We start from the raw sequence: 23923 nt of genomic DNA, 5'->3' as shown, positions 1-23923 counted from the left end.
CTGTCGAAATTTCGACAGCCCACTGCGAACGGTTGGACGGCAGTTGATATCTCAGCCGTTGGTGACCGGGAACGATGTCATGCCGCGGCTGATCAGAGTCGGGTGCCACTCCGGCGCCGAGTCGGCAATCGCGAGATCGGGGCACCGGACGGCCAGTGCTTCGAATGCGAGCTGGCCTTCGAGACGCGCCAGGAAGTTGCCAAGGCAGTGATGCAGTCCGAAGCCGAAGGCCAAGTGCCGGTTCGGGGTACGGGTGATGTCGAACGAATCAGGATTCTCGAATACCGCTGGGTCGCGGTTCGCAGATGCCTGTACCAGGTACACCGTGTCGCCGGCTTTCATGTGATTGCCACGCAACTCGACGTCCTGTACGAGTCTGCGCATGGACATCTTGGCCGCGCCGTCGAACCGGAGAACCTCTTCGACCGCCGACTTCGCCAATTCCGGGTCGTTCTTCAGCAGCTCCCACTGGTCGGGGTTCTGAAGGAAAGCGCGCATCCCGTTGGCAATCATGTTGGTCGTTGTCTCATGCCCGCCGAAGATGAGCAACGCGCAGGTGGAAACCACCTCGTCGTCAGTCAAAGGTGGTTCCTGCTCCCGAGATTCGAGAATTCGGCTGATCAGGTTGTCGCCAGGTTGTTCCCGGAGTCGAGCGATATGTGAACGGAGATAGTCGGACAGTTCGGTGAGCGCGAGCTGGGCGCGCTCGTGTCTGTCGGCTGTCGACTTCGCGCCGAAGATAAGCACGACGATTTCGTCCGACCACTCCTTGAACAGTTCGCGATCCTCGGCGGGAACTCCCATCAGTTCGGCAATCACGACTGCAGGAATCGGATATGCGAGGTCATGCACGAGATCCAAAGAGTCGCGACCGGTGATGGCGTCCACAGCCTCGGCGACCACCTTCTCAACGCGCGGTCGCATCGACGCGACAGTCTTCGGAGTGAAGGCCGGCATCACCAGCTTCCGGATACGCGTGTGATCGGGCTGATCGAGGAAGACCATCCAATGCTGCAGAACGTCGTAGGTGGCCTTCCTGGCCTCACGCTTTTCGGCCGACAGTCGCTCGTTGAACACAGGCCGCACACGATCCGACGAGAAAGCGGAATCGCGAAAAGCTGCCACCACGTCGTCGTATCGGTACACGAACCAGGCTCGGTACTGCTCGTTCCAATGCACCGGGCAGTTTTCGCGCATCTCGGCGAAGTACGGGTACGGGTCTGCGAGTCTTGCCGGGCTCAGAATATCGTGATCCATAGTCTCTATGCTCCCAAAATTGTTATGACGCAGCCATTTCCGTCAATCCCTGCGGCACCGCCACCCATAGTTTCCACTGCGGCGGTTCGAGCATTGTCGACTTGACGTGCCCCGGCCTCGCCGCGGAGTTGCCAGACTGCCTCTGCGATCTGTGCGAGTCCCGTTGCGCCGAGAGCATGTCCTCGGCTCAAAAGGCCGCCGGAAGGGTTCACCGGTTGCTTGCCACCCAGTTTTGTGTGTCCGGTCTTGACCAGTTCGAGGCCTTGGCCCAACGGAGCGAGTCCGAGTGCCTCGGTTGCTGTCACCTCGCCGATCGTGAAGGCATCGTGTACTTCGAAGAGATCCATGTCGCCCGGACCGAGTCCCGCCTTCTTCCAGGCGTCCTCGGCAACGGACTGCATCAGTTCGAATCCCCAAGGGTGGTTCGAGCGATGATCCCAGAGTTTCCCGGATTGCAGCTCTGTGGCTAGAACACTGATGTCCCGCTTACTATTTCGCTTGGGTCCTACGACGGCTGCCGCGGCGGCATCAGAGATGTCGCAGCATTGGAGCAATGTCAGAGGCTCTGCCACCATCCGGCTGCCCAGGACGTCTTCGACCGTTACTTGTCGTCCATGTTGAGCACGGGGATTCAATGAGCCGTGTGCGCGATTTTTGACCGCAACCAGGGCTAGATCGTCGAGATCGACGTCGTACAGGTGACCGTACCGGCTGGCTGCGAGTCCGTAGATGCCGGGCATCGCGAGGCCGGCTGCGCCCTCGGAATCGTTGTAGGCGGGGGTGATCGGTCCGGCGAAGTGCGTAGTCATAGTCTCGAGGCCGAGGCACAATACGTTCTCGTACCGCCCGGATTCTACTGCATGAACAGCTTCGAAAAGTGCGGTTGAGCCTGTTGCACATGCATTTTCGACGGTCACGATCGGGATCCCGACAATGCCGAGAGTCTGCAGGCACCGCTGGATCGTTCCGGTCACCCCGAACACCGTTCCGGCGAATACTGCATCGACTCTGTCGATTTCGGCGTCTTCGAATGCCTCGGTAACGGCTTGCTGGACCAGGCTGACGTCGCTGAGGTGAGGTTGGCGGCCGAACATCGAGGTGCCGACCCCGTAAATGGATGCGTTCATTCGACCGCTCCTGTGTGTACGGCTTGTGCAAACGGGTTGCCGCTCTCGGTCACGGAGACCAGACGAGCGCGCGTACCTGCAGGAACCGGTCCATCCGACGATGTATGGACCAAGACTCGGGGCCCGTCGTCCAGTATGAGATAGGCGACGGAAAACGGTGGGGTGTAGCCGGGTACGGCGATGTGTAGGCGCGTCGACGCGAATATCACGCCATCAGGTCCGAATTCTGTTGCTTCCATTGGCTTTCGGCAAACAGGGCACTTCGGTGCGGTCGATGTAGTGGGAAAACGACAGGCCGTGCAGCGGTTCCCGGCGATGAATACATCGACTCCGCGTGTCACGACACGGGGGCGTGGGTCGTTCTCGTTCACAGTTCACATCCTCTCGGGTGTCCGGCGAATCTGGGCCTGACCTGGGGTGTGGGTCCTAATTCATTTTTTCTACCGTACGTTTGGTGGAAATCATAGCTACTGGAATCGGTTGCGTCTAGGGGTTGCCGTAATGGAGTTTCTTTTCAGCCCTCTCGACGTCGGAGAGAGGTTGCGCTCGATCGCCCTGTGTGCATGAATATGTCTGTCCAAGTAGAGAGTTCCATCCCAGCCGTTCCGAAAATTGCAGATTTTTGGGACGTTTTCGCAAAAGCTCGACGGCGGCGCGCTTCGCGAGCTATGTTCTCACCGGTATTGGGTAGTTCCCGTTCAGTTCCACGTGGCTACCGCTCGGATATTCGTTGCGGGAAAACGCGTTTCGCGTACACAATGCGGCAGTGCTTTCGACAGGCAATCATCCAAAGGAGAAGCGTATGGACAAGCACGATGAGCTGAAGCGGGCGCGCGGGCAGCACTGGGTCAATTACACAGCCCGCCATGCGCTCCATCGCGGCGACCGAGCTGCGTTGAAGTTCGGTGAGCGAGTAACCAGCTGGGCTGAGCTCCAGGAGCATGTTGTTGCTCTCTCCGACGCGATGGCGAGACGAGGAATCGGCGCCGGAGATCGCGTCGCGCTCGTGATGGGCAACAGGCCCGAGCTCATCGAAATCTTGATTGCGGCAAACCGATTGGGTGCCATCGCGGTGCCACTGAATACGCGATTGACGGAACCCGAGGCGACGTACATCCTCGACGATAGCGGCGCTGTCATGCTGTTCGTAGACGAGAGCAATGCAGCGCTTGGTCGTGCTGCTGCATCGGCTTCGGACCATGACGTGCAGGTAGTTCTCGTGGCCGAGTCGGGTTCTCTCGTCGCCGACACTGATCTGACCTACGCCGTTATGAATTCCGAGAAGGGTCAGGCGGCGCCGGTAGTCGATATCAGCGAGAACGATCCCGCGTTGATCATGTACACGTCGGGCACTACAGGGAGGCCTAAGGGCGCAGTGCTGACTCATCGCAGCTTCGGCGCGCAGTCCGTGATCGTCATGTCGGTGTTCGGATTCGAGATGGGCGAGGAGGTGAACCTCTGTGCGTCGCCGCTCTTTCACATCGCAGCCATTGCAACGGTGGCTCCGGCAATCATGGTTGGTGCGACAATTGTCGTTCTTCCGACCGGAGCGTTCGATGCGGCGAAGGTGCTCGACCTCATCGAACGCGATGGAGTGACGTCGACATTCCTGGTTCCGACTCAATGGCAGGCTATCTGCGAGGAGCAAGTGCAGAATCCGCGTGATCTGGCGAGCTTGCGGGTGGGCGGTTGGGGAGGGGCACCGGCCACCGATGCGCTGCTTCGCAGGATGGGGGAGGTCCTGCCGGGAGCAACGAGCCTCGCACTCTTCGGCCAGACCGAGATGGCAGCGGTGACCTGCGTGTTGGACGGCAAGGACGCGCGCCGCAAACTGGGCTCGGTGGGCAAACCGGCTTCGACTGTGTGGGCTCGTGTCGTCGATGCGGAAATGAATGACGTGTCACCGGGCGAGGTGGGTGAGATCGTCTACCGTGGCCCCGGAATGATGCTCGAATACTGGAACAACCCGTCGGCCACTGCTCAGGCGTTCGACGGTGGTTGGTTCCATTCAGGCGACCTTGTACGCGTAGACGACGAAGGATTCATCTATGTGATCGACAGGCTCAAGGACATGATCATCTCGGGTGGCGAGAATATCTACTGCGCTGAGGTCGAGAACGTTCTGGCCAATCATCCCGCCATCGCTGATGTCACGGTGATAGGTCGAGTTCACGAGCACTGGGGCGAAACGCCGGTAGCTGTCGTCGTCCTGTCGGAGAACGGTTCAGAATTCACCATCGACGAACTTCGATCTGCGGCAGCAGCTGATCTGGCCGGCTACAAGCTTCCTCGCGCATTGGAGATCGTGGATATCTTGCCGCGCAACGCTTCCGGCAAGGTTGACAAGAACGCCCTCAGAATTAGGTTCGCAGAAGGTCTCTCGCCCCGAAGCTAATCGGCCGCACGTACCTGTTCGCCCTTCGCGGGAACTCTTCATTCATTCAACCCACCAGGACGAATTCCTGATTGGGGCACATCCAGGAGGAATAATGCCCGAGGCCTACATCGTTGATGCTCTGCGACTACCTATCGGTCGCCGAGGCGGCGGATTTGCGGGGGAGCACCCGGCCGACATGGCTGCCCATGTAATCGCAACGCTGGTCGGTCGTCACGACTTCGACCCGGCCGACATCGACGACGTCGTGCTGGGCTGCCTGGACAACATCGGCGCTCAGGCCGGCGACATTGCGCGAACAGCAGCTCTCGCAGCCGGATTGCCGGAATCCGTTCCCGGAGTCACGATCGATCGTCAATGTGGCTCGTCGCAGCAGGCTGTTCACTTCGCGGCACAGGGAGTGATGAGCGGTACTCAGGATCTTGTCATCGCCGGTGGTGTCCAGAACATGAGCACGTTCCCCCTTCTGTCCGCGTTCCCCGCGGGTGAACCTTACGGCTCAACGGACCCGTGGTCCGGTAGTCGCGGTTGGCAGGCACGCTACGGCAACCAGGAGATCTCGCAGTTCCGTGGCGCCGAGATGATCGCGAAGAACTGGAATCTGTCGCGAGAGGAGTGCGAGGAGTTTGCGCTCACCAGCCATCGGCGCGCGGTAGCGGCCATTGACACTGGTCGATTCGCACGTGAAATTGTTTCCTTTGCCGGCGTCGAGACCGACGAGGGACCCCGACGCGACACGTCCGCCGAGAAGCTATCCAAGCTGAAAACTCTTGCGCCAGGCGGAGTTCTGACCGCGGGTGTCGCCAGCCAGATTTCGGATGGCTCGGCTGGATTGCTGATCGCTTCCGAGGCGGCAGTCAAGCGCTACGGTTTCACCCCGAGGGCCCGTATCCACCATTTGTCGGTTCGAGGTGCCGATCCCGTGATGATGCTCAGCGCGCCGATTCCCGCAACGCAGGTCGCGTTGAAGAAGATCGGAATGACGATGAACGACATCGACGTCACGGAGATCAACGAAGCGTTTGCTCCCGTCGTCATGGCGTGGCAGAGGGAGCTCGACGCTGATCCGGCGAAGGTCAATGTCAACGGTGGCGCTATCGCTCTCGGGCACCCACTCGGAGCTACCGGGGCCCGTTTGATGACTACGCTTCTGCATGAATTGGAGCGCAGCGGTGGACGTTACGGCCTGCAGACGATTTGTGAGGGCGGCGGCCAGGCAAACGTCACCATTCTCGAGCGACTGGGCTGAGGGCCGGGGCCGGATCGAACGGAGTAACTATGCAACGGGTCATGTCTTTCACCGAGGACCAGCAAAGTTACGGTGCCACGGTTCGCGCATTCCTCGAGTCAGCGTCAGGCCTACGGCAAGCCTTTGACAGATCTGCAGCATGTTCGTTTCGAGCTGGCCGAGATGTCCACCCAACTCGATGTGGCGAACGCGTTCATCGACCAGTCGGCTCTGGCATTCAACCTTGGTGAGCTCACCGCTACCGAACGCCGCAAAAGGCAAGTGGTTCATGAGCGAGCTGCAGAAGAACATTCTGGATCGCTGCATTCAGTTGCATGGCGGATACGGCTACATGATGGATTATCCGGTGGCGAGGGCATACCTGGACACACGAATCCAGACGATCTACGGCGGCACCACCGAAGTGATGAAGGAAATCATCGGGCGGGAATTGGCCCGCTGATGCTGTGCGCCTTTATTAACCGCCCGCGGTTAATAAAGGCGCACAGCAGGATCAGGTCGCGCTGTGCGCCGGCTGGAATGCGCCGGCTTCGGCAGCTTCCTCCGCGCGGATCACGTGCACGACTGCGTTAATCAATGCCAGGTGTGTGAACGCTTGCGGGAAGTTTCCGAGGTGTCGACCGGTGTGTGCGTCGATTTCCTCGGCGTAGAGCTTGAGCGGGCTGGCATATCCGAGTAGCCGCTCGCACAAGTGTTTAGCGCGAGCCAATTCGCCGATCTCGACCAGGGCGGACACCAGCCAGAACGAACAGATGGTGAATGTTCCTTCTTCCCCGCTCAATCCGTCGTCGGTGGTCTCGACGCGATAGCGAAGCACCAAGCCGCCTTCGGTGAGTTCGTCGGCGATGGCCAGGACCGTCGCACGAATGCGTGGGTCGTCGGCCGGAAGGAACCGCAGGAGCGGCGCCAAGAGCAATGATGCGTCGAGTGAATCGTGACCGTACCGCTGAGTGAGCACGCCGCGGGAGTCGACGCCGTGTGCGAGAACGTCGGACTTGATCTCGTCGGCAATTTTTGTCCACTGCTGAGCAAAGCTCTTCTCACCCTGCATCTCTGCGAGCTTGGCACCGCGGTCGAGAGCGACCCAGCACATGATCTTGGACGAGGTGAAGTGTTGCGGTTCGCCGCGCACTTCCCAAATGCCGCGATCGGGTTGACGCCAATGTTTGATGGCCTCTTCGACCTGCTTCTTGAGGAGCGGCCACAGGGCTTCGGGGACACGCTCGCGAGTACGGATGTGTAGGTACACCGAGTCGAGCATGGTGCCCCAGATGTCGTGCTGCTGTTGGTTGAAGGCGCCGTTGCCGATTCGGACGGGACGGGCGCCGTCGTAGCCGGAAAGGTGGCTGAGTTCGGATTCCTCGAGGGTCCGTTCGCCGCCGATGCCGTACATCACCTGGAGTGGATGTGGTTGGCCGTTGTCGGAACTGGACACGTCGTAGATGAAGTTGAAGAAGTCGTTGGCTTCGCGATCCAGTCCGAGGGTGTAGAGCCCCCAGAGTGCGAATGTGGAATCGCGCACCCAGGCGTAGCGGTAATCCCAGTTACGTTCTCCACCTGGTGTTTCCGGGAGTGACGTCGTGGCTGCGGCAAGCAGTGCGCCGGTGGGTGCGTAGGTGAGGCCTTTGAGGGTGAGTGCACTGCGTTGAAGATAGGCCCGCCACGGATGGTCGGGGAACTTGCCGATGGTGACCCATTCGCGCCAGGACTTCGCTGTCTGCCACATCTTGTCGGTGGCTTCGTCGAAAGTTTGGGGGGCGGGTAGCTCGGACCAGGTGAGTGCCACGTAGCGGTTGTCGCCTTCGACGAGGCGGGTGCGCGCACGCGCCTCGCGGCCCTCGATGCCCAGCCTCAAATCGGTGGTGATCTTCAGCGTCGGGTGATCGCCGGGCTTGGTCGAGTTACACGTCGCGGTGGCTTCTTCGTAGACCTTGCCGGTGTACTCCCAATGCGCCGGGGAGCGGTGATAGTCGAACGCCGGTTCGCAGCTCATCTCCAACTCCACGGTGCCGCTGACGCACTTCACAGTGCGCAGCAGGATGTGCTCCGCATCCCAGTCGGTGGGTGTGCGGCGACGGGTACTGGAACGCTCGGTGACGTTGTGCCACGGACCGAGCACCAGCGCGTCACGCACTATGAGCCAGCCGGTTTCTGTTTGCCAGGTGGTTTCGAGGATGAGGCCGCCGGGGAGATAGCGTCGCGCAGCCGGAACGTTCTGGCCGTAGGGCCCGATTCGGAAATGCCCTGCACTGCGATCGAGAATGGCTCCGAAGACACTGGGGGCGTCGGGGCGTGGCAAACACATCCACTCCACCGAACCGTTCCGGGCGATCAAACAGGACGTCTCGCAGTCGGAAAGAAATGCGTAGTCGTCGATCGGCGGGAAGGTACTTCGGTGATGGCTGGACGTGACGGAAGGCACGGTCTCCAGAACTTCGTCGTCAACACTCATTTTCACATCATCCGGCCATATCGCGGACGCGTCCACTCTTTGCGTATTCGGTGTGGGCGCGACCGGAGGATAGGGTGATGGCGTGGATCGGATTGCGGGTTGGTGGGACGGCTTCGAGCTGTGGATTGCGGGTCTTCCGTTCATCCCGCAGGTCGTGTTGGTCCTTGCCGTCATCGTTCCACTGTGTTGGTTGATTGCTGTCGGTCTCGATCGTGGATTGTCAGCGGTGTTGTCCTGGCCGGTCTTCGGATGGTTGCGACGAACTCCCCGAGAAACCCTTAGAGAAGTTGAGGAAAACTGATGCCCCGCTCACGGGTCACTCTTGCCCTGATCGCCCTGATCCTTCTCTGCATCGTGGCGTGGCTTTTCACCCGATAGTTTTGTCGATACAAGACAAGTAGAGACGCCGCGCGCGCTCTGCTAGAGTCCACGACGTGTCCGAAGCAGCAGCACCTCAGATCCGCCATGAGTTGGCGTTGATCGCTGTCGGCATGCTCGACGTCGCTGACGTCGCCTGTTGTTGATTTCCTTCGGTTCGACTCCGTCGGCGGTGCCGTGCACCCCGCTCGAACTTTTCTGCACGTAGTCGTGCATTACCGATAAGAGTTCTCTCTGTCGGATTCTCTTTCCGTCCACCTGGGTTCGATCCCGTGGACGTTTATCGCTGCGATAATCCCTTTCAGGAAGGTTTTTGCAATGAAACGCCGTTCCCGCATCCTTGCCACAGCTATCGCGACACTGGGGGCCGTGGTACTCACAGCGTGCAGTGGTGGCTCGAGTGACGTCGTTGGCGGTGACAGTGCTGCCGGTGACGGTAGCGGAGGCACCATCAACCTGTTCGCCTACGCAGTCCCGAAGCCCGGATTCGACAAGCTCACCGAAGCATTCAAGCAGACGGAAGAGGGCAAGAACGTCAATTTCAACCCCTCGTACGGAGCTTCCGGAGACCAGTCACGCAAGGTCAAGGACGGCGCCGAAGCAGACTTCGTCAACTTCTCCGTCGAACCTGACATCACCCGCCTCGTCGATGCCGGCCTGGTGGACAAGAACTGGAATCAGGACGCCTACAACGGAATTCCGTTCGGATCGGTCGTGACCATCGTGACGCGCCCCGGAAACCCGAAGGGCATCAAGGACTGGGACGACCTCCTGCAACCGGGGCTCGAAGTTGTTACACCGAACCCGTTCAGTTCGGGCTCGGCCAAGTGGAACCTGTTGGCGCCCTACGCCGCAAAGAGTGACGGCGGAAAGAATGCGCAAGCCGGACTCGACTACGTCACCGCGCTTGTCAACGACCACATCAAGATTCAGCCGAAGTCGGGACGGGAAGCATCGGAAGCTTTCCTTCAAGGCAGCGGCGACGTGCTGCTCAGCTATGAAAACGAGGCACTCTTTCTCGAAGGAAACGGTGACCCTGTCGAGCATGTCACGCCACCGACCACATTCAAGATCGAGAATCCGGTTGCCGTGATTTCGAACAGCAAGGTTCTGGACAAGGCAACTGCTTTCAAGGACTACCTGTACACCACTGAAGGCCAAAAGCTTTGGGCCGAAGCAGGTTTCCGTCCCGTCGATCCCGGAGTGGCCGCAGAATTTGCCGACAAGTTCCCGCAGCCCGCGAAGCTGTGGACGATCGCAGACCTCGGTGGATGGAAGGCGGTCGACAGTTCCTTGTTCACCAAGGACACCGGTTCCATCGCCGTGATCTACGACAACGCAACCAAGTAAGGCTGCTGTGACTGACACTATCGAACACGCCCCCGTGGTTCGCCGACGCAAACTCGCGCGGGTCACGGGGAGTGTGGGACCCCTCGGAATCGGTGTGGCCACGCTGTGGCTTTCCGTGATCGTTCTACTTCCGTTGGCTGCCTTGACAGCCACCGCTTTCGACGACGGTATCGCCGGATTCTGGGACGCCGTCACAGCACCGGTGGCGCTGGCGTCGTTGCGCGTGACGTTGTTCGTCTCGATCATCGTGGCGTTGATCAACGTCGTGATGGGCACGATCATCGCGTGGGTTCTGGTGCGGGACGAGTTCCCGGGCAAGCGAATCGTGAACGCGCTCATCGACTTGCCGTTTGCGTTGCCGACCATCGTCGCGTCGATCGTGTTGCTGTCCCTGTACGGACCGCAGTCGCCGATCGACGTCCATCTCAATGCGACCCAGCCCGGATTGGTCGTCGCACTCGCCTTCGTGACTTTGCCGTTCGTCGTGAGGTCGGTGCAGCCGGTGCTGATCGAAGTCGACCGTGAAGTCGAAGAGGCGGCAGCTTCTCTGGGTGCGTCCAATTGGACGATCTTTCGTTCGGTCGTCCTGCCGACACTGGCTCCCGCGGTCATCGGCGGAGCCGGTCTCGCATTTGCCCGTGCCATTGGCGAATATGGCTCGGTTGTGCTGATCGGCGGCAACATCCCGCGCGTCACGCAGATGGCGTCGCAGCTCATCCAGCAGGATATCGAAATCGACCGGCCCACCGATGCCGCAGCGGTGTCGGTGGCGCTGCTCGCGATCGCGTTTTTTGTTCTGTTCGTCCTACGGATCTATGCCAGCCGGGGCCAGCGCCGGGAGGAGAAGTCCTGATGAATATTTCCCGGAGTTCCAAACTCGGTCTGCGTACCGTCGCTCTCGTCTATCTCTTTGTGTTGGTGGTTGTTCCGATCGGCGTGATCTTGACGCGCACGTTCGAGCATGGGATCGGTGCGTTCATCGATTCGATCACGACGCCGGCCGCCATTTCGGCACTGAACTTGTCGCTGATCATCGTCGCGATCGTCGTACCGATCAACGTCGTATTCGGCATCGTCACCGCACTTGCCTTGGTGCGGGGGCGTTTTCCCGGGCGCGGTGTGCTTCAGTCGGTAGTGGACCTGCCGTTCGCGGTATCTCCAGTGGTGGTTGGTGTTTCGCTGATCCTGTTGTGGGGCGCCAACGGCTGGTTCGGCGGTATCGAATCATTGGGCTTCAAGATCATTTTCGGGCTACCAGGAATGGTGATCGCCACGATCTTCGTGACGTTGCCGTTCGTGGTTCGTGAGGTCGAACCCGTCCTTCACGAGATCGGCGACGAACAGGAACAAGCCGCCGCGACACTCGGTGCCTCGGGCTGGCAGACCTTCTGGCGAATCACGTTGCCCGCCATCCGTTGGGGCCTGACCTACGGAATCGTGCTTACCGTTGCACGTTCGCTCGGCGAATTCGGTGCCGTCATCATGGTGTCCTCAGGTTTCCCCGGGGTATCCCAGACATTGACGTTGCTCGTGCATTCGCGGTACATCGACGACCACAACACCTTTGGTGCGTACTCGGCAGCCACATTGCTGATGGGCATCGCCATCATCGTCCTGTTGCTGATGACGCTTCTGGACCGCAAGAGGAGCACCACATGATCACTGTGACCGGCGCCCGCAAGAACTACGGTGATTTTGCGGCGCTCAACGACGTTTCCATCAACATTCCGTCAGGTTCGCTGACGGCTCTGCTCGGGCCCAGTGGCTCGGGAAAGTCGACGCTCCTGCGCTCGATCGCCGGGCTCGAAGAACTCGATTCCGGAACCATCACCATCGCCGGCAAGGACGTCACCGGCGTCTCGCCGCAGAAGCGTGACATCGGCTTCGTCTTCCAGCACTACGCGGCGTTCAAACACATGACCGTCCGGGACAACGTGGCATTCGGTCTCAAGATCCGTAAGCGTCCCAAGCCCGAAATCGAGAAGAAGGTCAACGAACTCCTCGAGATCGTCGGCCTCGACGGATTCCAGCACCGTTACCCCGCACAGCTTTCCGGCGGTCAGCGTCAACGCATGGCCTTGGCCCGGGCATTGGCCGTCGATCCGCAGGTGCTCTTGCTCGACGAGCCCTTCGGTGCTCTCGACGCGAAAGTTCGTGCAGACCTTCGTACCTGGCTGCGTCGTTTGCACGATGAAGTGCATGTCACGACAGTTCTCGTCACCCACGATCAGGAAGAAGCACTCGACGTCGCGGACCGCATCGCGGTACTCAACAAGGGGCGGATCGAGCAGATCGGCGAACCTGCCGACCTTTACGACCGTCCGGCCAACGATTTTGTGATGTCATTCCTCGGATCTGTCGCGAAACTCAACGGGCAGTTGGTGCGACCGCACGACATCCGCCTCGGCCGCGACCCCAGCATGGCCTTGGCACAGGAATCCGGAACCGCCGAATCTCTCGGTGTCACCCGCGCGACCGTCGAGCGCGTCGTATACCTGGGCTTCGAGGTTCGCGTCGATCTGCGCAATGAGGCGACGGGGGAGTTGTTCTCGGCGCAGGTCACCCGCGGAGACAGCGCAGCCCTGCACCTCGAAGCAGGGGAGACGGTCTATGCCCGGGCGACGAGGGTGCCCAATCTGCCCGAAGCGCCGCTGGAAACTCCACTGACAGTGAGCATCGTCGGGGCGGTTTGACGGCTTTGTGAACCCCCAGATCTGAGCGAACGTACCTTTCGGTCGATCTAAGGCGACGAAAGGTACGTTCGCTCAAAAAGGCTGGTCAGCCCTCCCGGCAGACCAGCACCGGGCACTGGGCGTGGTGAATCAGACTCTGGCTGGTGGAGCCCACGATCGAGGCCAGGAACGGACTGCGTCCATGGCTGCCGACCACCACCAACTGGGCTTCGGATGAGTGTTCGAGAAGTGCCTTCATCGGCCCACTTCGTTGAACGCTGCGGGTGACCTCGACTTCCGGGTACTTGTCACACATCCCGGCCAAGCTTTCGGCGAGCAATGCGTTCTCATGCTCCTCGTACGGTCCCCAATCCGTGAAGCGTCGTGCTTCCGAGTAGCCGCCGAGCGAGGCACTGTCGTCCCAGGTGTGAACGGCGACGAGGGGCGCCCCGAGGAAGGCGGCAAACTCGAAGGCGTGGACGATGGCCAATTCGCTGAGTTTGCTGCCGTCGACACCGACGACGATGGGCCGCTTATCTGCGACAGCATGGTCGCTGGACCCGCGGAAGACCGCTACCGGGCAGTGCGCGCGGTTCACGATCCGGATGGCGTCGGAACCCAGGAAAACTGACTGCATTTCAGTGGTGGCGGCCTGACCGAGCGCGAGGATACGGGCAGATTTCGAGAGTTCGACGAGGGTGGTTGCCGGTGTACCGGCTACAAGGCTGCGTTCGATCGTGACATCGGTGTGGTCATCACGAATGGCGTTTTCGGCCTCGTCGAGTAGCTTGGCGCCGTCTGCGCGGGTGTGATGATCGAACATCTCTTCGTCGGTGACGGTTACCGACGGCGACTTCGGGCGCCCGGGCATGATGTGTGTAAGGCGCAGTGGCTCGTCGAACTGTCGGGCCGCCGACGCAGCCCACCGTGCGGCATTCACTGCGCTGGCAGAGCCGTCGATGCCGGCCACGATTCCGTGTCGAACAGATGCACTGGTCATGGGAGTCTCCTCGCGTCGCCTCCTACCAGTGTGTCCCTGCTTACCTCAGGTTCGCTACACGGAAGTCTTTACTCGTCTGGCCAGAACGTCGGTGGAGACCGTCGGGAGTGATCGACGTGGGAGCAATGAGCGTGCTGCAGAGATCAATTCGTTACCGGAGAGGGTGAATTCGACGTTCTTGAGTACGGTACGACGCATCAAGGCCAGCAGTGCGGCGCCGCCGGTTACAGCCATCCACATCGGCAGCGGGTACAGCGTCAGGCGCTCTCCCAGTCCGAAGGTGAGGGTGCGGGCGAGTAGCAGTACGGCGCCGACGATTCCGGTGGCAGCGCAGAGTCCCGACCAGACTGCTATCCAGCGCTTGTGATTCCAGAACGAAACAGCCAGGAGGACCAAAACGGCGTGACGGGCGACGAAGCCGGGTAGTACTGCAGTCCAGTGGACAAACGTTCCGTCGTTCGCGGGGAACATGCCGGTTGCCGCGGTACTCAACGCGACAACGACAGCGAGTCCCAAGATCCATTTTTTGGCGCGACCGTCCGGAATGTACTTGTGCAGCAAGGCAGCTCCGACGATGGTGAGGCCGCCGAGAATCATGAAGGCAGCGTTCATCACGTCGTGGAGCGGTGAGCAGGAATCTGCACTGCAGGTTGTGACGCCGAGCGAACTGATGGAGTCGCGAGCGAAGCTGTACGGGGTTTTCCACGCGCCGGCGGTGAAGACCTCGACCAGTAGGTAGAGGATGGAGAGGACCCAGGCGATGCCCGCTGCGCCGAGGCGAAAATTGTGAGTGATCGTGAGGCTCCCTGTCGCGATACTGTCGCAGGCGACGCACGAGCTCTCGTCTGCTGGACACATCCAACAGTACGGTAACAATCTGATAACGGCCTGTGGAAAGTGCTCAGGCGGAGCGAACCAAGCGATCGGTCAAGCGTTCTACAACCTGCTGGTACCGGTCGATCATCGTCTCGACCAGGAGTGGATGCGAACCGATGGTGTCGGCGAACACGGCGCGGTCGTAGGCCGCTGTGGCTGCCGCGCTGAGTCGATCGGTCAAAAGCCCGGGCGCGAGGAACCAGGGGGCGACGACGATCCGTTCGGCACCACTTTCGCGCAGCGCGGACATTGCCTGCGCAACGGTGGGCTGTGTGGACGTCGCGAAACAGATCTGAACGCCGGACCACGTGGTTCCCGACGCGAGGCGATCGGCGAGTTTTGTGGTGGCTGCATTGGCGAGGGCGTCGGATGAACCGACGGCAGCGAGAGCCACGCCTACGGACGGATCGTCGGGGTGAGCGCCGGCATCGAGGATGCGATGACGCACCGCAGATATCAGGCGTTCGTCACGGCCGAGAACATCGGCTTGGAACACGGTCAACTGCGGGTGACGCTGCCGAGCGGCCGCGAGGAGGCCCGGCAGATCGACTCGCGCATGGAAAGCATTGCCCAGCAACATCGGAACTACGACGGCTTGGGTGTACCCGTCGGAAGCAACCCCGTCCAGCACCTGGTCGAGTGACGGAGCATTGAGGTCGAGAAACGCCAGCCTGACGTCGAGATCCGGTCGGCTGTGGCGAAGAGCTGCGACGGCAGCCGCGATCACCCGAGCGGATCGGGGATCACGGCTGCCGTGTGCGACAGCGATCAACGGCGTCATCGAGTTAGACGCGCTCGCCCAGTTCGACTGCAGCGATGACGTCGCCCACGAGTCCGGCAGCGAGCGTATTCCCGCCGGCCGGATCGATGAGCAGGAAGCTGCCGGTGTGGCGGTTCACGGTGTAATCGTCGGCCACGATCGGCTCGGCGACACGCACCGAGATCTTGCCGATCTCGTTGAGCTCGAGGGTTTCCGGGCTGGGATCAGTGGTGAGATCCTGTTCGTTGAAACGCTCCACCAAGCTGCCCACGATGGCCTGCGTCGTGCGCGTGCCGTGCTTGAGCAGCAAGCGTGCGCCGGGACGCAGCGGCTTCTCGGCCAACCAGCAGACGGTGGCGTCGAACTCGCCGATCGGTTCCGGTGCATCGGACGGTGAAGCGATGGTGTCGCCGCGTGAGACGTCGACATCGTCGGCCAGAATCAGCGTGACACTGCGTCCGGCGTGAGCGACGTCCAGTTCACCGTCGGCGGTGTCGATCCGGACAACCGTGGTGCGGGTGCCCGAAGGCAGGATCACTACTTCGTCGCCGGGGACGACGCTGCCGGCCGCAATCTGACCTGCATAGCCGCGGTAGTCCAAGAACTCCGCGGTGCGGGGGCGGATCACGTACTGCACCGGGAAACGCAGGCCGACGCGATGCGGCTCGGCGTCGACGGGGATCGACTCGAGATGCTCGATCAGCGTCGGACCGGTGTAGTACGGGGTCTTGTCCGACCGGATTGCGACGTTGTCACCGTGCAGAGCAGACACCGGAATCTCGACGACGTCTTCGCTGGCCCAGCCCAAGGAGCTGGTGAGCTCGTTGAACTCGGCGGAGATCGACGCGAAGACCTCTTCCGGGTTCTCGACGAGGTCGATCTTGTTGACGGCGAGAACCAGCTTCGGTACACCGAGCAACGCGAGAACCGCTGCATGCCTGCGGGTCTGGGAGATGACACCCTTGCGGGCATCCACCAGCAGAATGACCAACTGGGCCGTGGACGCACCTGAAACGGTGTTGCGGGTGTACTGCACGTGTCCCGGTGTGTCGGCCAGCACGAACGTGCGATTCGGTGTCGCGAAGTAGCGGTACGCCACGTCGATGGTGATGCCCTGCTCACGCTCGGCGCGCAGACCGTCCACCAGCAACGAGAGGTCCGGGGTGTCCAGGCCGCGGTCGACCGAAGCGCGTGTGACGGCGTCGATCTGGTCGGCGAGAACGGATTTTGTGTCGTACAACAGACGGCCCACGAGAGTGGACTTTCCGTCGTCGACGCTGCCGGCCGTAGCCAGTCGCAGAAGCTGAGCAGAATGGTTGCTCGGCGCTTGTAGGTCGCTCATCAGAAGTAGCCCTCTCGCTTGCGGTCTTCCATGGCCGCTTCGGAAACTCGGTCGTCGCCACGGGTCGCGCCGCGCTCGGTCAAACGTGATGCGGCAACCTCGGCGAGAATCGCCTCGTTGTCAGATGCTTCCGAAAGGACTGCGCCGGTGGTCGAGCCGTCGCCGACAGTGCGGTAACGCACCGAAAGGGTCTGCAGCTCTTCGCCTTCGGTCGGTCCGCCCCACACGCCCGGGGTCATCCACATGCCGTCGCGCTGGTACACCGGACGCTGGTGGGCGTAGTAGATGCTGGCCAGTTCGATGTTGTCGCGGGCAATGTAACGCCAGATGTCCAACTCGGTGAAGTTGCTGAGCGGGAACACGCGAACCTGCTCGCCGGGGGAGTGGCGACCGTTGTACAGGTTCCACAGTTCCGGGCGCTGCTTCTTCGGATCCCACTGGCCGAAGGAGTTGCGCAAGGAGAAGATCCGCTCCTTGGCGCGAGCACGCTCCTCGTCGCGTCGGGCGCCACCGAAGACGGCGTCGAAGCGGTTCTCGGCGATGGAGTCCAGCAACGGCACAGTCTGCAGCGGGTTGCGGATACCGTCGGGACGCTCGGTGAGGCGACCGTCCGCGAGGTACTCCTCGACGCTGGCAACCTGCAGACGCAGGTTGTACTTGGCCACGACGTGATCGCGGAAGTCGAGAACTTCCTGCAGGTTGTGGCCGGTGTCGACGTGAAGCAGCGTGAACGGCACGGGCGCCGGCCAGAATGCCTTGATCGCCAGGTGCAGCAGCACCGTGGAGTCCTTGCCGCCCGAGAACAGGATGACCGGGCGTTCGAACTCGCCGGCCACCTCACGGAAGATGTGGATGGCTTCGGACTCGAGCGCGTCGAGGGTGTCGAACTGTGTCCCGTCGAGCTGAGGCCGTGAAGGCGTCAATGCAGTAGGTGTCAATTCAATGGTCATGATGCGTGCAACCCGCATTCTGTCTTGGAGGCGCCGGCCCAGCGACCGCTACGCGGATCGCTGCCGGGGGCTGGCTTGTTGGTGCAAGGTGCGCAGCCGATGGACGGATAGCCCTCGTCGACAAGAGGATTGACGAGGATGGAATGTGTGTCGATGTAGCTCTGCATCTCTTCGTCCGACCAGGGAGCGATCGGATTGATCTTCACGAGTCCGAAGCCCTCGTCGAAGGAGATCAGGGGTGCGTTGGCGCGAGTGGGGGCTTCGACGCGGCGGATGCCGGTCACCCAGGCACCGTAGCCCGCCAGGGTCTGCTTGAGTGGTGCAACCTTGCGAAGTGCGCAGCAGCGGTTGGGATCTCGGGCGAACAGATCCTTGCCTTCGGCGACGTCCTGCTCGGCGACGCTGGCGAGTGCGCGGGCATTGATGACGTTGACGCCGTACACCTGCTCGACCGCGTCACGCGTTCCGATGGTCTCGGGGAAGTGGTAGCCGGTGTCGAGGAACAAGACGTCGACGCCCGGATGGACCTGTGCGGCAAGGTGAACGAGCACCCCGTCCTGCATGTTCGACGCAACAATGTAGTTGCTTCCGAACGTATCTTCCGTCCACTGCAACAGTTCCTGCGCGGTGGCGCCGTCGAGTTCGGCTGCACCCTTCTCGGCAATCGCGCGCAGTTCGTCGGCGGTGGCCCTCGTGATGTCTACAGTCATCGCAAATCTCCTTCGTCTGCTCGCACTGCCCATTCGGCGAAACGTTCGCCCTCGTTGCGGTTCTTCACGAACTGCCGTACGACGCGATCGATGTAGTCACCCATCTCGACGCTCGTGACCTTGTGCTGGCGTAGCTTTCGCCCGAAGGTGGTGTCGAAGCCGAGGCTGCCGCCCAGGTGAACCTGGAAGCCTTCGACCTGGTTGCCTTCGCCGTCGTCGACCAACTGGCCCTTGAAGCCGATGTCTGCGACCTGCGAGCGGGCGCAGGAGTTGGGGCAACCGTTGATGTTGATCGTGATCGGCACGTCGAGCTGGGCGTTGATGTCCGCCAAACGCTCTTCGAGTTCGGGTACGAGAACCTGTGAACGCTTGCGTGTTTCGGCAAACGACAGCTTGCAGAACTCGATGCCGGAGCAGGCCATCAGGTTCTTGCGCCAGTGCGACGGCCGAGCCGGCAGGCCCAGGGCGTCGAGGTCGGCGATCAGGGGCTCGAGAGTTTCTTCGGCCACGTCGAGAATGATCAGCTTCTGAAATGGTGTGAAGCGGATCCGGTCGCTACCGGCCTTCTCGGCTGCGTCGGCAACCTGAGCGAGGATGGTTCCCGAAACACGGCCGGCGATCGGCGCGAAACCGACTGCGTTGAGACCGTTCTGGGTCTTCTGGATGCCGACGTGGTCGATGGGCCGCGTCGGCTTCTCGGGTGCCGGGCCGTCGATGAGAGGACGCTTCAGGTACTCGGTCTCGAGGACCTCGCGGAACTTCTCGATTCCCCAGTCCTTGATGAGGAACTTGAGCCTGGCCTTGGCGCGCAGACGGCGGTATCCGTAGTCGCGGAAGATCGAGACAACGCCTTCCCAGACATCGGGGACCTCGTCGAGCGGAATCCAGGCGCCGACGCGCTGAGCGAGCATCGGGTTGGTGGACAGGCCGCCGCCGACCCAGAGATCAAGTCCGGGACCGTGTTCCGGGTGGTTCACACCGATGAACGCGACGTCGTTGATCTCGTGGACTACGTCCTGCTGGCCCGAGATTGCGGTCTTGAACTTGCGGGGCAGGTTGGAGTAGCGGGGATCGCCGATGTAGCGGCGGACGATCTCGTCGATCGCGGGAGTCGGATCGAGTACCTCGGTGAGGGATTCGCCGGCCAGGGGAGAACCGAGAACGACGCGGGGGCAGTCGCCGCACGCTTCGGTGGTCTTGAGACCCACAGCTTCGAGACGCTTCCAGATCTCCGGTACGTTCTCGACCTCGATCCAGTGGAACTGGACGTTCTCGCGGTCGGACAGGTCGGCGGTATTGCGGCCGAACTCCTGTGAGATGCCGGCTATGGTGCGCAGCTGCTCGACGTTGAGAGCGCCGGCGTCGCAACGCACTCGCATCATGAAGTACTTGGCCTCGAGGAGGTCGAGGTTCTCGTCACCGGTGAAGGTGGCGTCGTATCCCTCTTCGCGCTGCGTGTAGAGACCCCACCAACGGAAGCGTCCGCGCAGGTCGCTCTTGTCGATGCTGTCGAACCCCTGCTTGGAGTAGATGTTCTCGATGCGCGCCCGCACGTTCAGCGGGTTGTCGTCCTTCTTCGCCTGCTCGTTGGCGTTGAGGGGCTCGCGGTATCCGAGAGCCCACTGACCTTCAGCGCGAGTCTTCGTCGGGCGAGGAGAACGGGCAGGCCGTGCTGGTGCGGCAGCTGCGTCATCAGCAGCTGTAGCGGCGTCGGTCGTCGACGTCATCGATGATCTCCTGGATCTGGGCGGTGTTGACCGGTACGCACGGCGGTAAGTCCGTGTTGGTGTCCGATCGGGGTGCACCGGTCCGTATCGAGCGAGGGGGCTGTCCTCGTTCTCGAAGGCTCTGGGCCGGCAGATGTGCTCACGAAGAAAGTCAGCTATCAATGCTGACGACTGGTGAAGCAGATGAAGATGAGCGGGAAGGCTGATTGATCAGGTGAAGATCAACAGCAACAGGAGGGCAGACACGTAGAGCTGCACACACGCTTGAAGTCGACGTGGCGACGCGCCACAAGTCGTACTCCGAGTCCGGTCATGTCGACCATTGTGCCACGTCAAATCGATAATTCCGACCCGGGTACCTATTTCCACCAAAATTGGGGGAAATGCACTGCTCAGGCCGTCGGTGCAAGTGGAGTAGGACGTCGCCTCGAATGCTGGGAGACTGGTGGAGTGAATGTCACCGGTACAACTCCTGCTCAACAGACTGCGGCTCCGTTCGCGTTGCCCGCACGCTCGCTGGAGGGCGTCGGAAAGCGGCCGTTCGGGATCTACATCCACGTTCCGTTCTGTGCGACGCGGTGCGGCTACTGCGACTTCAACACCTACACGGCCGGCGAGCTGGGTACCTCCGCTTCGCCGCAGTCCTGGATGGAAGGGCTCAAGCGTGAACTCGACCTCGCGGCCGAGATGACGGGAGCTCCGGCAGCGGAGACGGTATTTGTCGGTGGCGGTACGCCGTCGTTGCTCGGCGGCGACGGACTCACCGAAGTGTTGGCGGCAGTGCGCAGCAGTTTCGGACTTGCTCCCGGGGCTGAGGTGACGACGGAATCGAATCCGGAGTCGACGTCGCCCGAGTTCTTCGACGCTCTCCGCGCCGGCGGATTTACCCGCATCTCGCTCGGTATGCAGTCGGCCGCGCAGCATGTACTCAAGATTCTCGACCGCACCCATACTCCGGGCCGCGCGGTGGCGGCCGCGAAAGAGGCTCGCGCAGCGGGCTTTTCGCATGTAAATCTCGACTTGATCTACGGAACGCCGGGGGAGCGGGACATTGATCTCGATGCGTCCCTGGATGCAGTTCTCTCCGCCGACGTCGACCATGTGTCCGCCTACGCGCTCATTGTCGAGGACGGAACCGCCATGGCGCGCAAGGTCCGCCGGGGTGAGTTGCCGGCACCCGACGACGACGTGTTGGCGACGCGTTACGAACGGATCGACTCACGGCTGTCCGAGGCCGGTCTGTCTTGGTACGAAGTGTCCAACTGGGCGAAAGCCGAAACCGCCGAATCCGGCGACACTCGGTGCCGTCACAACCTCGGCTACTGGGACGGCGGCGACTGGTGGGGCGCCGGCCCCGGAGCGCACAGCCATGTGGGCGGGGTCCGCTGGTGGAACGTCAAACATCCCGCGCGCTATGCGGAGCAACTCGCGCAGGGCGAACTGCCGGTCGGTGGCAGTGAAGAACTGACTGCCGACGACATTCACATGGAGCGGGTGATGCTGACGGCTAGGTTGCGCACCGGGCTACCGTTGTCGGAATTGGATGCGTCCGAACGGCTTTCGGCTGATCAGGTCGTGGTCGACGGACTGGCTGTAATCGAGAACGTTCATCTGGTTCTGACCGATCGTGGGCGTCTGCTCGCGGATGCCGTGATTCGCACGGTGCTGGCCTGATCAATGCCGAGGGAATGTTGAGCCCTTGCCTTTGAGTCCCGCTCGGGAGAATACTTCGATGAGAATGTTGGCGTGACACCTGGCAGTTCCAGAAGTGCAACCCGGAGGGATTCTGCCTATGAGTGGAGCCGACAAACTCACTCGTCGCGCATTACTCGCTGGTGGTCTCGGTCTTGCCGCGACCGGGATTCTGGCAGGTGGGGCTGACGCGCAGTCCTCGTCGTCGCAGGATTGGAATCCGCCGCCCGGGGCCTCGGCGGGCGTGGGTGCTTGGCAAGGCAGGGGAGTGAGCGAGGGTCTCGCGGATTCCGGTGCGCGCTGGTACTACACCTGGACTCCCGATCATCCTGGGATCGCGACCCCGGGCGGATGCGAGTTCGTGCCGATGATCTGGGGCGAACGAGACCTGACCGATGATGCCTTGCGCCGCGCAAAGGCAAGCGGACAGGTTCTGCTCGGCTTCAACGAACCTGACACAGCCGCGCAGGCCAATATGTCTGTCGAGGCGGCACTGCGGGCGTGGCCACGGTTGCAACAGACCGGACTTGCGTTGGGTGCCCCTGCCGTCGCCACACACGGAGATGTCCCCGGGCAATGGTTGGACCGATTCATGGCGGGCGTCCGATCGAGTGGCTATCGAGTCGACTTCATTCCGATTCACTGGTATCTCTCACCCGCGCTCCGGGACGCTCCGTATTCGGCGGCGATCGCTGTCGAGGATCTACGCCAGTACCTGGAGGCCGTCCACGCCCGCTACGGACTTCCGTTGTGGCTGACGGAGTTCTCGCTCATCACGTACCAGAACGGTACCCACGTGATGCCGCCTTCCGTCCAGGCCGAATTCCTTGCCGCCGCAGCGTCGATGATGGCGACACTGCCGTATCTGCAGCGCTGGGCATGGTTCGCCCTGCCGCCGTGGCCCGAGGGACCTGGCACCGCGCTGTACGACGCAAACGGGCGAATTACGGTGATCGGTGAACGGTTCCGGGCGATTTCCTGACGCAGGCGGGATAGTGCACGGCGTAGCCTCACTTCCGTGGCCCTCATTTACAGTGCGCAATTGAAGCCGTCGAAGATCGACTTGCTGCGGGAGTGGGTGCCTGGGCAGTCGTGGGTCGGATCAACTGACACCTCTGGCCTCGAGCACATCGGTGCCTATCGTTTCGACGATCCGGCCGGCGAGGTCGGAATCGAGACCCACCTTCTTCGCGCCGTGGACGGCACGATTCTCCAGGTTCCGCTCACCTATCGAGCTGCTCCACTCGTCGACGCGGATGCTTTTCTGATCCGCACCATGGACCATTCCGTTCTGGGGGAGCGGTGGGTCTACGACGCGTGCGGCGACCCGGTGTACGTCCGCGCACTTGCGACGACGATCATCGCCGGCGGTTCCGAGGCAACGTTGGAGTTCGCGAATCCTGACGATGCCCGCGAGGTCACTACTCACGTAGTCGGTAGCGGTGCAGCGGGTTCCGATGTTCCGGAAATTGGCGCCGCAACATGTTCGTCCGCCGCCGAGGGCGCCAAGATTTCGGCCGGTACGACGGAGTTGACAGTGGTACGAGTGGTCGATCCCGAGCGGACGTCGGGTGGCTTCACCTTGACGGGTACCTGGCCCGGCCAGGCGGATCCCGCTGTGTTGGCTTCGCTGCGAATCGCTTAGTGCGTCCCCTCGATAACCCCGGGCATGGCGTCGTAATCGAAAACGCGGGCGTGCAGTACAACACGATTTCGGAGTGCCGAACGCACGGCACGATGCAGGCCGTCCTCGAGATAGAGCGTTCCCTTCCACTGAACTGCGTGCGGAAACAGATCGCCGTAGAAGGTTGAGTCCTCGGACAGTAGCCGGTCCAATTCGAGGACTTTGGTTGTTGTCACAATTTCGTCGAGTCGGACCTGGCGCGGCGGAAACTTGGCCCAGTCGCGCAGAGACAGTCCGTGGTCGGGATACGGCTTGCCGTCCATGACGCCCTTGAAGATCATGACTCCAGAGTAAGGGCAACA

23 protein-coding genes and 1 pseudogene are annotated in these 23923 nt (G+C 61.6%); 12 read left to right on the top strand and 12 right to left on the bottom strand.

The window, feature by feature from the left end:
- Positions 1-51 precede the first annotated feature (51 nt).
- Complete coding sequence (locus BDB13_RS23460) at positions 52-1257, bottom strand: cytochrome P450 (RefSeq protein WP_094273925.1); 1206 nt, start codon at positions 1255-1257, stop codon at positions 52-54.
- A 5-nt stretch (positions 1258-1262) separates the two neighbouring features.
- The gene (locus BDB13_RS23455) at positions 1263-2384 is read right to left on the bottom strand and encodes a thiolase family protein (RefSeq protein WP_094273924.1); all 1122 of its coding nucleotides are present in this window, start codon (positions 2382-2384) and stop codon (positions 1263-1265) included.
- A gap of 802 nt (positions 2385-3186) precedes the next feature.
- Between BDB13_RS23455 and BDB13_RS23445 the strand changes: the two genes are divergently transcribed.
- The 3 genes and pseudogenes from BDB13_RS23445 to BDB13_RS23435 all read left to right on the top strand — a co-directional run.
- Entirely contained in the window at positions 3187-4779 is a 1593-nt protein-coding gene (locus BDB13_RS23445; RefSeq protein WP_094273922.1) for an AMP-binding protein, read from the top strand.
- Between the two features lie 94 nt (positions 4780-4873).
- Positions 4874-6028, top strand: a complete 1155-nt coding sequence (locus BDB13_RS23440; RefSeq protein ID WP_094273921.1) for an acetyl-CoA C-acetyltransferase — start codon at positions 4874-4876, stop codon at positions 6026-6028.
- Between the two features lie 99 nt (positions 6029-6127).
- Positions 6128-6470: pseudogene (locus BDB13_RS23435) on the top strand (acyl-CoA dehydrogenase family protein); the annotation flags it as partial.
- A 51-nt stretch (positions 6471-6521) separates the two neighbouring features.
- On the opposite strand, the gene BDB13_RS23430 reads toward BDB13_RS23435, so the two are convergent.
- On the bottom strand, positions 6522-8480 hold the full coding sequence (locus tag BDB13_RS23430; protein WP_094275143.1) for a glycoside hydrolase family 15 protein: 1959 nt from the start codon (positions 8478-8480) through the stop codon (positions 6522-6524).
- Between the two features lie 82 nt (positions 8481-8562).
- On the opposite strand from BDB13_RS23430, the gene BDB13_RS23425 reads away from it, so the two are divergent.
- The 6 genes from BDB13_RS23425 (at position 8563) to BDB13_RS23400 (ending at position 12901) form a co-directional block, all read left to right on the top strand.
- Positions 8563-8781 carry a hypothetical protein gene (locus BDB13_RS23425; RefSeq protein ID WP_094273920.1) on the top strand — a complete coding sequence of 73 codons (219 nt, stop codon included), beginning with the start codon at positions 8563-8565 and terminating at the stop codon, positions 8779-8781.
- Between the two features lie 133 nt (positions 8782-8914).
- On the top strand, positions 8915-9004 hold the full coding sequence (locus BDB13_RS33650; protein WP_318294108.1) for an Ms4533A family Cys-rich leader peptide: 90 nt from the start codon (positions 8915-8917) through the stop codon (positions 9002-9004).
- A 172-nt stretch (positions 9005-9176) separates the two neighbouring features.
- On the top strand, positions 9177-10208 hold the full coding sequence (locus tag BDB13_RS23415) for a sulfate ABC transporter substrate-binding protein (RefSeq protein ID WP_094273918.1): 1032 nt from the start codon (positions 9177-9179) through the stop codon (positions 10206-10208).
- Between the two features lie 7 nt (positions 10209-10215).
- Positions 10216-11061, top strand: a complete 846-nt coding sequence (gene cysT, locus BDB13_RS23410) for a sulfate ABC transporter permease subunit CysT (RefSeq protein ID WP_094273917.1) — start codon at positions 10216-10218, stop codon at positions 11059-11061.
- Entirely contained in the window at positions 11061-11867 is an 807-nt protein-coding gene (gene cysW / locus BDB13_RS23405) for a sulfate ABC transporter permease subunit CysW (protein WP_094273916.1), read from the top strand. The genes cysT and cysW overlap by 1 nt, the downstream gene beginning before the upstream one ends.
- Positions 11864-12901 carry a sulfate/molybdate ABC transporter ATP-binding protein gene (locus BDB13_RS23400; RefSeq protein WP_094273915.1) on the top strand — a complete coding sequence of 346 codons (1038 nt, stop codon included), beginning with the start codon at positions 11864-11866 and terminating at the stop codon, positions 12899-12901. Before cysW ends, BDB13_RS23400 begins: the two co-directional genes overlap by 4 nt.
- 85 nt (positions 12902-12986) lie before the next feature.
- Here the strand turns inward: BDB13_RS23400 and BDB13_RS23395 are convergent, their stop codons facing one another.
- The 8 genes from BDB13_RS23395 to BDB13_RS33645 all read right to left on the bottom strand — a co-directional run bounded on the left by BDB13_RS23395 (position 12987) and on the right by BDB13_RS33645 (position 20559).
- Positions 12987-13880 carry a universal stress protein gene (locus BDB13_RS23395; RefSeq protein ID WP_094273914.1) on the bottom strand — a complete coding sequence of 298 codons (894 nt, stop codon included), beginning with the start codon at positions 13878-13880 and terminating at the stop codon, positions 12987-12989.
- A gap of 54 nt (positions 13881-13934) precedes the next feature.
- Positions 13935-14738 (bottom strand): DUF998 domain-containing protein, encoded by an 804-nt coding sequence (locus BDB13_RS23390; RefSeq protein WP_094273913.1) that lies wholly within the window; start codon positions 14736-14738, stop codon positions 13935-13937.
- A 43-nt stretch (positions 14739-14781) separates the two neighbouring features.
- Positions 14782-15537: a sirohydrochlorin chelatase gene (locus BDB13_RS23385; RefSeq protein WP_094273912.1), complete on the bottom strand. Its 756-nt coding sequence runs from the start codon at positions 15535-15537 to the stop codon at positions 14782-14784.
- 4 nt (positions 15538-15541) lie between these two features.
- The gene (locus BDB13_RS23380; RefSeq protein WP_094273911.1) at positions 15542-16858 is read right to left on the bottom strand and encodes a sulfate adenylyltransferase subunit 1; all 1317 of its coding nucleotides are present in this window, start codon (positions 16856-16858) and stop codon (positions 15542-15544) included.
- Positions 16858-17808, bottom strand: a complete 951-nt coding sequence (gene cysD / locus BDB13_RS23375) for a sulfate adenylyltransferase subunit CysD (protein WP_094275142.1) — start codon at positions 17806-17808, stop codon at positions 16858-16860. Before cysD ends, BDB13_RS23380 begins: the two co-directional genes overlap by 1 nt.
- Positions 17805-18518, bottom strand: coding sequence for a phosphoadenylyl-sulfate reductase (locus BDB13_RS23370; RefSeq protein ID WP_094273910.1), 714 nt, complete (start codon positions 18516-18518; stop codon positions 17805-17807). Before BDB13_RS23370 ends, cysD begins: the two co-directional genes overlap by 4 nt.
- On the bottom strand, positions 18515-20245 hold the full coding sequence (locus BDB13_RS23365) for a nitrite/sulfite reductase (RefSeq protein WP_094273909.1): 1731 nt from the start codon (positions 20243-20245) through the stop codon (positions 18515-18517). The genes BDB13_RS23370 and BDB13_RS23365 overlap by 4 nt, the downstream gene beginning before the upstream one ends.
- A 221-nt stretch (positions 20246-20466) precedes the next feature.
- Positions 20467-20559 carry an Ms4527A family Cys-rich leader peptide gene (locus BDB13_RS33645; RefSeq protein ID WP_369597461.1) on the bottom strand — a complete coding sequence of 31 codons (93 nt, stop codon included), beginning with the start codon at positions 20557-20559 and terminating at the stop codon, positions 20467-20469.
- Positions 20560-20695: 136 nt separating this feature from the next.
- Between BDB13_RS33645 and hemW the strand changes: the two genes are divergently transcribed.
- The 3 genes from hemW (at position 20696) to BDB13_RS23350 (ending at position 23582) form a co-directional block, all read left to right on the top strand.
- Positions 20696-21919, top strand: coding sequence for a radical SAM family heme chaperone HemW (hemW, locus tag BDB13_RS23360; protein WP_094273908.1), 1224 nt, complete (start codon positions 20696-20698; stop codon positions 21917-21919).
- A 118-nt stretch (positions 21920-22037) separates the two neighbouring features.
- The gene (locus BDB13_RS23355) at positions 22038-22919 is read left to right on the top strand and encodes a glycosyl hydrolase (RefSeq protein ID WP_094273907.1); all 882 of its coding nucleotides are present in this window, start codon (positions 22038-22040) and stop codon (positions 22917-22919) included.
- Positions 22920-22955: 36 nt separating this feature from the next.
- Positions 22956-23582, top strand: a complete 627-nt coding sequence (locus BDB13_RS23350) for a CG0192-related protein (RefSeq protein ID WP_094273906.1) — start codon at positions 22956-22958, stop codon at positions 23580-23582.
- Here BDB13_RS23350 and BDB13_RS23345 read toward each other — a convergent pair.
- The gene (locus BDB13_RS23345) at positions 23579-23902 is read right to left on the bottom strand and encodes a type II toxin-antitoxin system VapB family antitoxin (protein ID WP_094273905.1); all 324 of its coding nucleotides are present in this window, start codon (positions 23900-23902) and stop codon (positions 23579-23581) included. The genes BDB13_RS23350 and BDB13_RS23345 overlap by 4 nt on opposite strands.
- Between the last annotated feature and the right edge of the window lie 21 nt (positions 23903-23923).

Origin of the sequence: Rhodococcus sp. OK302, assembly GCF_002245895.1 — a bacterium.
Taxonomy (GTDB): Bacteria; Actinomycetota; Actinomycetes; order Mycobacteriales; family Mycobacteriaceae; genus Rhodococcus_F.
This window is presented reverse-complemented; position numbering and strand designations above follow the sequence as displayed.

Coding starts and splice junctions, on each gene's coding strand:
- BDB13_RS23460 (WP_094273925.1), bottom strand. CDS start 1,257: ATGGATCACGATATTCTGAGCCCGGCAAGACTCGCAGACCCGTACCCG.
- BDB13_RS23455 (WP_094273924.1), bottom strand. CDS start 2,384: ATGAACGCATCCATTTACGGGGTCGGCACCTCGATGTTCGGCCGCCAA.
- BDB13_RS23445 (WP_094273922.1), top strand. CDS start 3,187: ATGGACAAGCACGATGAGCTGAAGCGGGCGCGCGGGCAGCACTGGGTC.
- BDB13_RS23440 (WP_094273921.1), top strand. CDS start 4,874: ATGCCCGAGGCCTACATCGTTGATGCTCTGCGACTACCTATCGGTCGC.
- BDB13_RS23430 (WP_094275143.1), bottom strand. CDS start 8,480: ATGAGTGTTGACGACGAAGTTCTGGAGACCGTGCCTTCCGTCACGTCC.
- BDB13_RS23415 (WP_094273918.1), top strand. CDS start 9,177: ATGAAACGCCGTTCCCGCATCCTTGCCACAGCTATCGCGACACTGGGG.
- cysW (WP_094273916.1), top strand. CDS start 11,061: ATGAATATTTCCCGGAGTTCCAAACTCGGTCTGCGTACCGTCGCTCTC.
- BDB13_RS23400 (WP_094273915.1), top strand. CDS start 11,864: ATGATCACTGTGACCGGCGCCCGCAAGAACTACGGTGATTTTGCGGCG.
- BDB13_RS23395 (WP_094273914.1), bottom strand. CDS start 13,880: ATGACCAGTGCATCTGTTCGACACGGAATCGTGGCCGGCATCGACGGC.
- BDB13_RS23390 (WP_094273913.1), bottom strand. CDS start 14,738: ATGTGTCCAGCAGACGAGAGCTCGTGCGTCGCCTGCGACAGTATCGCG.
- BDB13_RS23385 (WP_094273912.1), bottom strand. CDS start 15,537: ATGACGCCGTTGATCGCTGTCGCACACGGCAGCCGTGATCCCCGATCC.
- BDB13_RS23380 (WP_094273911.1), bottom strand. CDS start 16,858: ATGAGCGACCTACAAGCGCCGAGCAACCATTCTGCTCAGCTTCTGCGA.
- cysD (WP_094275142.1), bottom strand. CDS start 17,808: ATGACCATTGAATTGACACCTACTGCATTGACGCCTTCACGGCCTCAG.
- BDB13_RS23370 (WP_094273910.1), bottom strand. CDS start 18,518: ATGACTGTAGACATCACGAGGGCCACCGCCGACGAACTGCGCGCGATT.
- BDB13_RS23365 (WP_094273909.1), bottom strand. CDS start 20,245: ATGACGTCGACGACCGACGCCGCTACAGCTGCTGATGACGCAGCTGCC.
- BDB13_RS33645 (WP_369597461.1), bottom strand. CDS start 20,559: ATGACCGGACTCGGAGTACGACTTGTGGCGCGTCGCCACGTCGACTTC.
- BDB13_RS23355 (WP_094273907.1), top strand. CDS start 22,038: ATGAGTGGAGCCGACAAACTCACTCGTCGCGCATTACTCGCTGGTGGT.
- BDB13_RS23345 (WP_094273905.1), bottom strand. CDS start 23,902: ATGATCTTCAAGGGCGTCATGGACGGCAAGCCGTATCCCGACCACGGA.